This is a genomic window from Trichocoleus sp. ST-U1 (assembly GCF_039961835.1).
In the GTDB taxonomy this organism is placed as follows: Bacteria; Cyanobacteriota; Cyanobacteriia; order Cyanobacteriales; family FACHB-T130; genus FACHB-T130.
The window spans coordinates 13,585-26,542 of record NZ_JAMPJZ010000024.1 but is presented as its reverse complement, the minus strand read 5'-3'; the positions used below and the strand labels follow the sequence as shown (position 1 = coordinate 26,542).

The following is a 12,958-nucleotide window of genomic DNA, read 5'->3' as shown; positions in this document are numbered from 1 at the left end:
CCTTTGTCAGGTAACTTCACACCAAAGCGAGAAGTTAAGCAACAACTTGGCAGAGTAAGGGTTCTGGCTCGATTTTGAATTTCTTCCAGCCTCAAACCTTTGTGTGGCTGGTGGGGTGGGGCTAAAAAATCAGGCTACCTTTTTAGCGGTCTAGTCGAGTAACCTAGTAAAAACCCGCAACTTAAATATTTGTTGAGCAAGCAATTTCATGACTGCAACTGTTACTCAGCCCAAGCACGAAGTCAAAGACCTCTCCCTCGCGCCTCTCGGTAAACAACGCATCGAATGGGCGGGTAGAGAGATGCCCGTGTTGAGACAAATACGCGATCGCTTTGCCCAAGAAAAACCCCTCGCTGGGATTCGGTTAGTCGCCTGCTGCCACGTCACAACTGAAACCGCGCACTTGGCGATCGCTCTCAAAGCCGCTGGTGCTGATGCCCTCCTCATTGCCAGCAACCCCCTCTCCACTCAAGATGACGTGGCTGCTAGCCTGGTTGCCGATCATGGCATCCCCGTATTTGCCATCAAAGGCGAAGACGCTGATACCTACAGTCGCCACGTGCGAATCGCCTTGGATCACAAACCCAACATCATCATTGACGATGGTAGTGATGTGGTCGCTACTCTGATTCAGGAACGTCAACACCAGATTGCAGATTTGATTGGCACCACCGAAGAAACCACAACGGGCATTGTCCGTCTTCGTGCCATGTTCAAAGATGGTGTTCTCACTTTCCCCGCCATCAATGTTAACGACGCTGACACCAAGCACTTCTTCGATAACCGCTACGGTACCGGGCAATCTACTCTGGATGGGATTATTCGCGCCACCAACGTTCTGCTCGCTGGTAAAACGATTGTTGTCGCCGGTTATGGCTGGTGCGGCAAAGGCACGGCACTCCGGGCGCGGGGAATGGGTGCCAATGTGATTGTCACCGAAATTGACCCCACTAAAGCAATTGAAGCGGTGATGGATGGCTTCCGAGTGCTGCCAATGGCAGAAGCCGCCCCCGTAGGCGATTTGTTTATTACTGTCACTGGCAACAAGCACGTCATTCGCGCCGAGCATTTCGATGTGATGAAAGACGGGGCAATGGTTTGCAACTCCGGTCACTTTGATATTGAAATTGACCTCAAGTCGTTGGGTGCCAAAGCGACTGAAGTCAAAGAAGCGCGGAACTTCACCCAAGAATACCGCCTCCAGAATGGTAAATCGGTTATTGTGCTGGGCGAAGGGCGTTTAATTAACTTGGCGGCTGCGGAAGGACATCCCAGCGCAGTGATGGATATGAGCTTTGCCAACCAAGCTTTAGCTTGCGAACACCTCGTTAAGAACAAAGGCAACCTGGAACCTGGATTGCACTCCATTCCAGTCGAGGTTGACAAAGAAATTGCACGGCTGAAGTTGCAAGCAATGGGCGTTCAAATTGACAGCTTGACACCCGACCAAATTGAGTACATCAATTCTTGGACTTCTGGAACCTAAATCGGTAAGGGTGGGCAATGCCCACCCTTCGTCATCATGTAGTAACAACTCAGGATTGCCACTTATCCGGATTGTTTGTTTGTATTACCGAAAATTTTGCAAGAACAGCCTCAGTTGTAGAAACTGACCCAGAAAACGTTAGGGTTACTCAACAGCTTTTCAACCTCACGAGATTCTTAATGCAGTCAATCTGAGCTTGCTAAAAACTGAAACCTGTCTTTAGTAAAAAAGGGCAATTGAAAGAATGATTGCCACTTCAAATTGCCAATAAAACTTTCACTGCAAAAATTGGATATTGCAAATTTACGATGAAGATTTAGATAAATCAATTTTCAGATTCTCGAAAACCTGATAAAGTTAAGCAAACTTAGCTTGTTCACTAAACTTAACAGTTTAATTGTGACGTTAAGACAATGCGATTGCCAGAAGTATTGAAATTTTCAATTAAAATAACTGTCCCCTAATACCCAACACTAACTTATGCAGGAATGGATCACGAACACCATGAATTCCCTCGGTCACTTGGGAATTGGTCTACTGATGTTTTTGGAAAATCTTTTTCCCCCCATCCCTTCCGAACTGATTATGCCCTTGGCAGGGTATGTCTCAACGCAACCAAATAGCAAGATCCACTTTTTTGGAGCGATTGCAGCGGGAGTAATCGGCACGATGCTGGGTGCATTGCCGTGGTACTACGTGGGTAAACTCGTAGGCGAAGAAAACTTAAAGCGATTAGCGAATAAGTATGGCAGGTGGATCGGGTTATCCAGCAAGGATATTGACAAGGCAGATAATTGGTTTGATAAGCACGGCGGTAAAGCAGTGTTTTTCTGCCGTTTGGTTCCTGGAGTTCGCACTTTAATTTCGCTTCCAGCAGGCATCAGCGGGATGCCTTTATTGCCTTTTTTAATCTACTCAACCCTTGGCACTACATTATGGGTGGGTTTGCTGACTTATGCCGGATACGCACTAGGCGAAAACTATGAGCTTGTAGATGAGCATCTTGGGCCTGTTTCTAAAATTGTGTTTGTGATTCTTATTGTCGCTTTTGTTGTCTGGTTAGTTAGGAAAAAGCAAAAAAACAAAGGCAACAAGTAAGCGTGAAGAGGAAAAGCTTGGTTATTTACAAAGAATCATTGATTCCCAGAATGGCTAAGTCATTTTATAGGTGTAGCCATCCTCAATGATTTGTGAATCTCTGTAGAGACGCGATATATCGCGTCTCTACAAGCAAATATCCGTTTATAACTTAAATAGGATTTCTATAAAAAAATATTCAAGAACTAGGGTACTTTCCGAAAAAATTTAATTGGTTTGAGCCAAATTTACTCAATAACTACCCTTAACCCTACTTGCTCAAGGGATTTTGTTGCACGCGGAATTTTTTTTATAAAAATGTTAAAAACTCCCTAATACCAATTCACTTTTTCGATGCTAAATATCTGAATTTCTTAAAGCAATCAACAAAGGGGTGCCAGACCGAACTCTTGCAGAAATAGAGCGAAAGGGTATAAGCAAGAAAGGAGTTATATTGGAGCATTTTTCACAAAGTTTTCGCACTTTTCGCAGTTTTGCTCCAAAATTACCGTATTAGCGCTGTGCAATCGCGAACGTTTTTAGCTTATAACTAGAGCTGGCGTTTTTAAAACTTTATATTAAAACTTTAGAAACAGGGAAGCGATCGCAATTGAGTGAAGCGATCGCTGACAACAATTATTGAAAAAACTTCAATCAGTCTCAAGCTGTGTTAAAACCGGAGAGATCGGTAAACAGAGCGCATACGCTACGCGACCCCTGCGGAGTTTTCCCTTGAGCGAAGCCTAGCGCGTTGCGGTAGAAAATACCCTACGCGAAAACAAGGAGAAAAGAGAATGATGTCGGGACAACATCAGCGAATTATTGGCTACTTTATTGAAGAGGCAATTGACCACCTCAATACACTTGAGCAAGGTCTCCTGGATCTACAAGGCACTATCGAAGACCCAGAAAAGATTAATCAGGTTTTTCGAGCTGCTCATTGTATCAAAGGTGGTGCAGCAATGCTGGGATTCCTCAGCATTCAGAAAACGGCTTACCGCCTAGAAAGATGTTTCCAGGTCTTCAATGCTTGTCCCGTTAAGATCGATCAAAAGCTAGAGTCACTCTTACAACGGGTTTTGGATACCCTAAAAGCTCTGATGCAGGAGCTTTCTTGGTCTTGTGGGTTGAATGATGAGCTGACTCACAAGATGATGTCGAAAGTTGAGCCAGTTTTTGAAGAACTTAATAATCATCTCAATCACTTGTTTATTGAAGGAACGAAAGAATATATCCAGACAATTGAGCAAGGATTGCTGTCCGAAACAAGCACGATTAAAGACGCAGAAGAAATCAACCAGCTTTTTTGTGCTGCTCATTCGATTAAAAGCGGAGCAGCGATGTTGGGACTCACAAGTATTCAAGAAACTGCTCACCATTTAGAAAAGGGATTCCAGGTTATAAAAGAGTATCCAATTCAGGTTGATCAAAAGCTAGATTCATTCTTGTTGCGGCTTTTGAAGACGCTACAGGCACTTTGGCAGCAGTTACAAAGAGCGCTTGGTCTAACTGAAGAAATAACAGGCAAAATTATGTCGGAGGTTGAGCCAGTTTTTCAAGAACTCGACAATCACTTGAGATTGCTGGTTATTCAAGCAGGATTTGTTCGCACCAATCTGACTCTCGTAGCCACGGCGGGAACGCAACGGATTGATATATGTGGCTATTTTACGGTTGAAGCTAAATGTACTCTTAAAGTCATTCGTCAAGCTGTCAGTAAAGTCGGAGGCAGAATCACGGGTTGCCAATGCATACCGGGTGCTATCAACGACCACTTTTTCGGCGAACCGGAGGGAATCAACGACCAACTCTCGATTGGCGTGTGGCTACCAACCTATTCCTGTCAGCAAGAGCTTCGAGACACGATTTCCTCTGCCGGTGGAGTCATTGAAACCGTTCATATAGAAGCTCTCCAGACCTGTCGAAGATGCCGTTTTTACTACGGACAATGCGAAATTGTCTGCGCGGTTCATCCTTCTGGCCCCCAAGAAGAACCTTGTCGCGATTGGGAACAAGGGGATGATTGGATAGGGGAATTATGGGCTTAGGTCGCTGTTATCTTAATACTTAGGCATCAAGAAGCAAATGAGCGATCGCTTTTCTCTGATTTCATCCCAGAACAGATAGCGATCGCATCATCATCAATTCTAAAACGCCTCTGGATCAATCACCGGCAACTAGCTACTTAAATCAATACTCATTTTGCGTTAATCCCTGCGACTTCCGAGAGCCGAAGACCCCCTATATTTTGGCAGTAAAAAGTTGCGTGATTTTCAGGACTACGACCAATTAGCTCGATAATTTGTCCTGCTGAGTTTTGCCAAAACCATTGGCATAGAGAATCACCCTTAAGAGGCTCTCTAGACAATGGATGAAACCCTTTTTTCTCCCAAACTAAACCAGCACTCTGCACATCGTCTACGCGAATCGCAATATGGTGGACGCCAGTGTTTCCCCGCTCATGTAGGAATCGGTCAAGTTGATCGTCTGGTGCGTGGGGCGCAGCTAGAACCACCAACCCCCCCGATGGCATCAATATTGTCAACAAATGCAACCATAAATCATTGGTAATTACATAAGTTTCAGGACAAAATTCGATGGGAAAGAGTCCTGGCCCTTCAACAATCTGACCACCCAATTGACACAAAGCTTCAGCGTAATTTTTGAGACGTGTAAAATCAGGAAAAGTCAGGACAAAGTGATCCACTTGCACTCGTTCACCATACACATTGGTGACAAATGACCAGCGTTTGAAAAACTCAGGAGTGGTCAATTCTGCCTTGAACTCCAATAAGCCATCTTTTTGGGAAAAAGGTGAGTCTAGGTCGGAATTCAAAGTTTTGTCGTTTCCTTTAGGTAGCTCTAATTTCGTCATTTATCTACCCTCATTTTTCTTTAAATCCAATCGGTAGATGCTGGTTTGTAAATCCAGCCTTTGTTAGAAGCTTCCTCACTCCACACTTTTAAAACCACTTACTCCAGCAGCTCCGGTTGTTGACGCACAATCATGTCGTAGAGTGGTTGAAAACTAAACCATCCCATGTGGTGCGACCCCACTTGGCGATACGTCAAACGAGCCATATCCGAGTCAATCAGGACAGGCTTCCCAGCCGCCTCTGCCATCAGCTGTGCCTGACAGGAGCGATCCATTGTGATAAACCACCAAGCAGCTTCATCGACTGAGTGCCCCACTGTGAGCAGCCCGTGGTTGCGGAGGATGAGGGCTTTTTTGTTGCCTAAAGCTTCCGCTATCCGCTTACCCTCCTCTAGTTTGAGAACGACACCCGTGTAGTCATCAAACAGCCCGTGGTCTTCGTAGAAGCTACAGGCATCTTGCGTGAGAGGGTCGAGGAGGCGACCCAGGCTTGACCAGCTTTTACCGTAGGTTGAATGGGAGTGTGCGGCTGCTACAACGTCGGGACGGGCGGCGTGGATGCGGGAGTGGATGGCAAAGGCTGCTTGATTGACAGGCTTATTTCCCTCAACGACCTCACCTTGCTCGTTGACTAGAAGCAGATCGCTGACTCGGATGAGACTGAAGTGCATCCCGAAGGGATTGACCCAAAAGCGATCGCGGTGTTCGGGATCGCGGGCAGTGATGTGTCCGGCGATGCCTTCACTAAATCCGAAGCGAGCAAACAGGCGAAATGCAGCGGCTAGGCGTTGTTTGCGATGGAGGCGTTCATCTTCGATAGAAGCAAAGGTCGGCGGCTGGGGAATATTGATAGGAATGTTTAATGTCTGCATAGCTTTAGCCTGTATAAATCGGTTGTTGCAAAGATGTTTGATTCGTGAGTGTATTGTATTTTGCCAGGAATTCACTAGAAAATCGTTAGCGATCGCTACCGATGGGCGGCGATTGAGCGCAGGAGTTTTTCAGGCGGATACAAGGCTTTCTCTAAAGCTGTTGCCCGAATTTTGAGTTCTAGAATTTATTTTTCCTTGGTGAGGAAGCCATTGCAATCTGAGCAATCGCTATAAATTATTTATTTCTTTAGCTTTATTCCTAGCTAAACTGAAACTAATTGGAGAGAGGTTCTTGAATGCAGGAAGAATTTTATTGGTAATTCTTCTTTTATTTTAAACGTCTTTCTTTTAAAGTGCCATCATGGACTAATTCATAAATTTATATTTCGTCATAAGAAATAGAGAAAAAAAATTAATCTTTCTTAATTATTCATAAAGTAGCGATCGCTCATCTAACTCCTTTAATTGTTCGGCTCAAGAGAGCGATCGCGCTTCAGCCAACTAACTTTATTATTCATAGGATGGGTGGAGCAGAAGCAAAACCCATCAAACTTTTGTCAAGATTGGAGTCACTGATACTGCTGGCATTTATAATACTGAATAATTACACAAATGTAACAATTGCTGAAGCCATTGGTATATTGATATTTCGTTCCCCACCAAAAGGTGTAACACGATAGAGGATGTATTTGTAATACTTTCACGAACAGCATCCAGAACTCAACGCAGCTTCCAAAATTACACAGTTGATTAAAGCATCCTAACTTAGTTCTGGAAGTAGCCTCAGCAGCAAGTTACAAGCAGGAGAGGAGACGCTTGTGATTCTTTCCCGAAAAAGTTTTAATTATTCTCTGCTCATATAAAATAGTGAGGTTGTCGAAGAAACGAACAGCTACTTAGAGCAGCATCCCCCTATTTATAGGAATGGCTGTCGCCAGAGAAGCAAGACGCTAGCTCAAAATGCCAGCTTAGCAATATCACTCTGTTTGCTCAATGCTATGTACAACCAGAACCCAGCTTTTATCTCTTCTGTTGCCAAGCAAAACAATTTTCTAGAATTCCAAGCAATACTCTTATGCCAAGAACCTCATAACAGAAGTTCGCTGAATTAAACTAAACTTCAAGTTATTTTCACCGCCAAGTATATTGTCATGAAAACCGAAACCAAATCTGCACAAACTCCCAAACTGATTACACTCAACTGCTCTGGTGGCATTTCATTGGGTGCTTATATGGCAGGAGTTTTTTATGAATTGACGAAAGAATCCGTCAAGGCTGAACCGAAAGTGATTATTGATATTATTACTGGATCTTCAGCAGGGGCAATGTCTGGTGTCATCGCCGCCTACTGCTTACTTCAAGGAAAGGTAGATCCACCTTTTAAATTCGATCAACGACTCAAATTTTCAGAAGAAGAGCATAAAAGCCCTTTGTATCAAGCCTGGGTTCAACAAGCCGATATTCAAAAAATCGATAGCTTTTCGGTAATGCTGTCTAGTTTTAAAGATGGATTTCAAGGGACGATAGAAAGTTTTGCCGATAGCTTTGAAGCAACCCTAGAGAAATATAAAAAGAGTTCTAATCCGCTTAGAAAAGGATTTTATAAGCTTTTTCATCGTTCTAAATCTTATAAATCTACTCCCGAAGCAAAACGCGAAAAAACCAATCTCAGCGTTCTTTCTGGTGAAGCAATTGAAAAAATTGCCGAACTTGTTATCAAGCCTCCCCAGATTACAGAAAATACGAAACCTCTGGCGCTTTTAATGACGCTTACCAACTTGCAAGGAATTCTTGAACAAATCAATCTCACCGATGCCCAAGGACATTTGGAACAAGAAATTGAAACGATTACCAGTTCAGAGACTCGTCAATTTCTTTTTCATTCAGGAATTCCTCAAGAAACAATGAATAAGATGTGGGCCAAGGCAGTAATGGGGGGTCGCGCTTCCGGCGCTTTTCCGGTTGCTTTTCCACCCATTTGGGATCATTCTGATATTAGTAGTATCAATCTTAAAGACCTCAGTGATGACTACTTTAAAACACCCAAAAGACAAGAACTGAAGGAAGAAGGGCTAGGCGCTGTACGTGAAAGCAAGGCAGATGATACACATTTAGTATTTCTGTATACGGATGGAGGCATCCTAGATGGTCTACCTATTTTAAAAGGAATTGAACTAGAAAATGATTTGCGCTCCAATCAAATACACAAAAAGGAGCGTTCAAGTCAGTTTCAGGAGGAATTTACGGCACAACAGCCATCAATTAATACAGAACGATTGCACGTGTATATCCGTCCAGTTCCCGTAGAAAATTTAAATAGTGCAAAACGCCTAACCCAAGGTGAATTTTCGACACTAGAAGTTGGATTGAGTGGCTTAACGCTGCCAAAATCAGAACATGACTCGCTCCGCTTAAGAGAAATTCAAAAACGAAATCAATTAGCCTTAGCAAAGGAAAAATTAATAGAAGTAATTGAAGATAAAAATTTTGGAGATATCAGCCAGATTGAGAAAATTATCGAAGAAGCAATCCCTTATCGGCACATAAAGCTGCGTCCAATTACTCCAGCAATTATCGGCGAAATTGCTAATTCTAGAAGTAATGGAATAAGCAGGCTGCAACCCATCTACGATAATCTACCCGAAAATATTAAAGCTTCTCTGCAAGAAGGAAGCGCCGCAGAACTACTCGCATCAGATTTCCTGGGTGCATTTGGTGGTTTTTTTGACAAACGTTATCGAGATCATGATTTTCTATTGGGGCGAATTTGTGGAATTACTTGGTTACACCAATACTGCAATGTAGAAATTACAGAAGCAGAAGTAGATACGATAGTAAGACAAATCAAGAAATATCTGCTAGCACAAGATCCGCAACCTGCGGATCTGAAACTTAGTCAAAAAATTAGGATTGCTAGAATAGTTTTACGCGCTTTGAGAATTGTATTAACTGAATCAAAAATTATTGGATTGATTTGGTTATTCGTTTTAGGAATCCTGAAAGTATTAGCGATTTCAGGGTTAGCAATTCTTGAAATTTTGGCAACTGTATTGATTGTGGTTTCTGACTTGATGGAGAAAGCACAAAACAGGATGTTTGGCAACGAAAAAGTATAAAAAATGTGTCTGAATGCTGACATTGTTGGTGCTGACATCGAGCGATCGCTACTTCGTCTAGCCCGGTCGATACACACAAGCTGAAATGGAACCCTCCCCGCTAGCAGACAGAAAGCGGGATTGCCCTTGTTTCCCTTGCGAACGGGGGAAGCGATCGCTTCCTATCCCTAAAATACACCCAAGAATAATCGCTCAGAAACAACCGAAAACTGGTAGCGTCAGACAAAGGAGAGATTATTACAGGACGTTAAGGTTTGAAAACGCGCTCTAGTTACTGGCATCTACTGCCATACATCCGCCCTCAGTGGAAAACCATCGCGCAAGCTTTCGCTTGCACGTTAGGGGTTACAGTATTCTGGCCCGTCCAGGCGGCACTTGCAGGCAAAATCGCCAATTTCATTGGACAGGGCGATATGGCAGCACTTGCCCAGTTAGCAGGAGTGCTGGCAGTCGTTTTTCTCGTGCAGAAAATCCTGATGTATGGACAGGATTCGCTGATGGCGAAAGCTGCCCTTTTCGTTGCCTTTAACTTACGCAAGCAAGTTTATACTCACCTACATCGTCTCAACTTTGGCTACTTTGAAACTGCACAAACCGGCGATTTAACTTACCGTCTCACCGAGGATATTGACCGAGTTGGGGAAGTCGTCAATAAAGTTTTCCATGACTTTATTCCCTGCGTGTTGCAGCTAATCGTCGTACTGGGCTACATGATTTATCTCAACTGGCAGCTGACGCTGGCAACGTTTATCGTCGCACCGCTGATGGGCGTTTTAATTGGCTGGTTTGGCGAACAGATGCTGAAGTTTTCTCGCCGCAGCCAAAATCGCGTCTCTAATTTATCGGCGTTGCTAACGGAAGTATTTAGCGGAATACGTCTAGTACAAGCTTTCGCCGCCCAAGATTATGAAATTGCCCGTTTTGCCCAGGAAGCTGAAGAAAACCGGAAAGCGAAGTATGCAACTGAACGGCTAAAGGCGATTCAGAATCCTGTAGTTGGATTTCTGTACGCGATGAGCGTTTTACTGCTGTTTTTCCTCGGTGGCTGGCAAATTTCGATTAATAATCTGACTGGGGCAGAATTTGTTAGCTATATCGCAGCAGTGGCGTTACTGATTGACCCGATTGCCCATCTCACTAGCAATTACAACGAATTTAAACAGGGTCAGGCATCGGTCGATCGGATTTTTGAACTGATGGCGATTCAGCCAACCGTGGTGGAAAAGCCGGGTGCCGTTGAGCTTCCGGCGGTCACAGGTAAAGTTGAATACTGTAACGTTACCTTTGCCTATCCGGCACTAAATTCCCCAAGTCCTACCTTCTCAGAGGATGACAAAGAAGGAGTGCAACCTCTTTCTAAGTCGGGGCAAGGAGGAACTCCGGTGCTGCAAAATTTGAATTTGCTGGCACACTCCGGAGAAATGATTGCCTTAGTGGGTGCGTCGGGTGCGGGTAAAACGACTTTGGTGAATCTTCTTCCCCGCTTTTATGACACCCAAGCGGGTGAAATTTTGATTGACGGGACTAATATTCAGGATGTGACGCTGCGGAGTCTGCGGCGGCAAATTGGGATTGTCCCGCAGGAAACGATTCTATTTTCTGGGACGATTGCTCAAAATATTGCTTTTGGACAAGCACAGTTTGACCTCAAAGACGTACAGGTGGCGGCAGAGATAGCCAACGCCCACCAGTTCATTACCCAATTTACCCAGGGCTATCATACCTGGGTGGGGGAGAGAGGGGTAAATTTATCGGGGGGGCAGAAGCAGAGAATTGCGATCGCGCGTGCTGTTTTGCTGAATCCTCGAATCCTCATCCTGGATGAAGCAACCTCTGCCCTGGATTCGGAATCAGAAGCCTTGGTGCAGGAAGCCCTAGAACGGATCATGCAAGACCGGACTGTTTTCATCATCGCCCACCGCCTCGCCACGGTGCGCCGCGCTGACCGGATTCTGGTTGTGGAACAGGGGCAAATTATGGAATCGGGAACCCATGAAGAATTGCTGCAAAAGGGCGATCGCTATGCCCGATTTTACGCACAACAGTTCAGTCAGGTCTAGGCTGATGATGAATGAGCGATTATCCATGCCCACTCCCATCTACAATTCCTCTAAATAACGCAGTAAGTCTGCCATTTCTTGGGTACTGGGCTGAAACTGGGGCATGGGTGGTGTATCCCCACTGATGACTTGGTGAATGATTCTTACGCGAGACTTGCGCTTAGAGATGGCTTCCAGACTTGGCCCCACTCGACCGTGTGCTTCCAATCCATGACATCCCGCACAGTTCATTTGAAAAATCGCGTGTCCCTTCACGGAGTCGCCCGTTAGGGTCAAAACTGTCTTGACATAAGGATCGGAGACGCGAAACAGGTTAACCCCAACAAGTGCTAAGAGGATGACCAGGAAAGCAGCCAATGCCATCAAGCTGAGGCGCTGCATCAGGATTTCAGGTTTAGGTAGCTGGTTATCCAAAGGTTTTTGAAAGTGAGATGTAAGGGCAGTTTTTGATCGGGGCGCGGGCGATCGCTATGCAATGAACGAGTATAGCGATATGTGTGGTTGTGTATCGATAAAGATTTCGATTCATATACATAGCTTAAATTTTCTAGAGAGTCGAGGCAAGCGTAGTTTTCTCCAGCCTGCTACTGGAATCGGAGATGCCTTGAAATTGTGTCGCTACAGGCTCACCCGTTCTTCCTCTCTAGCTTGTAGGATGAGAAACAGGCAAGAAACGTTAACAAAGGAGTACTGACGTGGTAGAACCCCTGCTTTCTGGTATCGTGCTTGGTTTGATCTTAGTTACCCTCGCGGGACTATTCTTCGCTGCCTATATGCAGAAAAAGCGCGACAACAAACTAGGAGTATAAAAGTGCTGTAGGGGCGCGGTTCTCCCGCCCTCCTGAGTCAGCTGAGTGAGGTGGGCACGGCCCACCTTTTTAAATGGTTGTAAACTTTCAGATGCTGGCTGGGCAATAGAAGGTAAGGGCAGTGTTGCCGTAAACCTTTTGGCGACAGATTTCCAGTGCGGGAACGGGTTCCACCGTCCAGTTGTTAGGACTGTGTTCCACTGCGAATTCACCGCCTTCAGCCAGTAATTGATGCTGCGCGATCGCTTCCAGCACCGGCTGATATAATTCACTCGCATAGGGTGGGTCAAAATATATCCGGTCGAACTGCTGACCGCCAAGGGTTTTCAATCGTTGAACGACATCCCCCCGCAACACTTGAAATTTTTGGTCTTCTTGAGCGACTTGCTGCCAGTTTTCCTGGATAATGACGCAGGCGCGACTCCACTGTTCAATTCCGACGACGTAGCTGGCACCCCGACACAATGCCTCTGCGCCCATCGAACCACTACCGGCACACAAATCCAGCCAGCGACAACCACTGATGCTGCCCTGCCAAATGTTAAATACTGCTTCCCGCACTCGCCCTAGCGTGGGTCGGGTTTCCTGACCTGGTAAAGTTTTGAGAAGGCGATTGCCGTAGATTCTAAGACTCATAATTAGGCCAGACGTGCCGCTACGCTA

General features: G+C 45.0%; 9 protein-coding genes and 1 pseudogene. 6 read left to right on the top strand and 4 right to left on the bottom strand.

The window, feature by feature from the left end; genetic code table 11:
- Window positions 1-208 precede the first annotated feature (208 nt).
- From ahcY to NDA06_RS11280, 3 genes and pseudogenes are all read left to right on the top strand, one after another.
- Window positions 209-1,486, top strand: coding sequence for an adenosylhomocysteinase (gene ahcY / locus NDA06_RS11290; protein WP_190411155.1), 1,278 nt, complete (start codon window positions 209-211; stop codon window positions 1,484-1,486).
- 480 nt (window positions 1,487-1,966) lie between these two features.
- Window positions 1,967-2,584 carry a DedA family protein gene (locus tag NDA06_RS11285; RefSeq protein WP_190674580.1) on the top strand — a complete coding sequence of 206 codons (618 nt, stop codon included), beginning with the start codon at window positions 1,967-1,969 and terminating at the stop codon, window positions 2,582-2,584.
- 773 nt (window positions 2,585-3,357) lie between these two features.
- Window positions 3,358-4,158, top strand: a pseudogene (locus tag NDA06_RS11280) (Hpt domain-containing protein); the annotation flags it as partial.
- A 602-nt stretch (window positions 4,159-4,760) separates the two neighbouring features.
- Here NDA06_RS11280 and NDA06_RS11275 read toward each other — a convergent pair.
- Both NDA06_RS11275 and NDA06_RS11270 read right to left on the bottom strand, forming a co-directional pair.
- Complete coding sequence (locus NDA06_RS11275; protein ID WP_190411152.1) at window positions 4,761-5,438, bottom strand: VOC family protein; 678 nt, start codon at window positions 5,436-5,438, stop codon at window positions 4,761-4,763.
- Window positions 5,439-5,536: 98 nt separating this feature from the next.
- A complete protein-coding gene (locus NDA06_RS11270; RefSeq protein ID WP_190674571.1) occupies window positions 5,537-6,310 on the bottom strand; it encodes a class II aldolase/adducin family protein in 774 nt (257 codons plus the stop codon).
- Between the two features lie 1,151 nt (window positions 6,311-7,461).
- On the opposite strand from NDA06_RS11270, the gene NDA06_RS11265 reads away from it, so the two are divergent.
- Window positions 7,462-9,426: a patatin-like phospholipase family protein gene (locus NDA06_RS11265; protein ID WP_190985979.1), complete on the top strand. Its 1,965-nt coding sequence runs from the start codon at window positions 7,462-7,464 to the stop codon at window positions 9,424-9,426.
- A 254-nt stretch (window positions 9,427-9,680) separates the two neighbouring features.
- Entirely contained in the window at window positions 9,681-11,486 is a 1,806-nt protein-coding gene (locus NDA06_RS11260; RefSeq protein WP_190985978.1) for an ABC transporter ATP-binding protein, read from the top strand.
- Between the two features lie 39 nt (window positions 11,487-11,525).
- On the opposite strand, the gene NDA06_RS11255 is transcribed toward NDA06_RS11260, so the two are convergent.
- A complete protein-coding gene (locus NDA06_RS11255) occupies window positions 11,526-11,900 on the bottom strand; it encodes a cytochrome c (RefSeq protein WP_190411147.1) in 375 nt (124 codons plus the stop codon).
- Window positions 11,901-12,181: 281 nt separating this feature from the next.
- On the opposite strand from NDA06_RS11255, the gene petG reads away from it, so the two are divergent.
- The gene (gene petG / locus NDA06_RS11250; RefSeq protein WP_190411146.1) at window positions 12,182-12,295 is read left to right on the top strand and encodes a cytochrome b6-f complex subunit V; all 114 of its coding nucleotides are present in this window, start codon (window positions 12,182-12,184) and stop codon (window positions 12,293-12,295) included.
- Between the two features lie 87 nt (window positions 12,296-12,382).
- Here petG and rsmD read toward each other — a convergent pair whose 3' ends face one another.
- Window positions 12,383-12,931 (bottom strand): 16S rRNA (guanine(966)-N(2))-methyltransferase RsmD, encoded by a 549-nt coding sequence (gene rsmD / locus NDA06_RS11245; protein ID WP_190985977.1) that lies wholly within the window; start codon window positions 12,929-12,931, stop codon window positions 12,383-12,385.
- Window positions 12,932-12,958 lie beyond the last annotated feature (27 nt).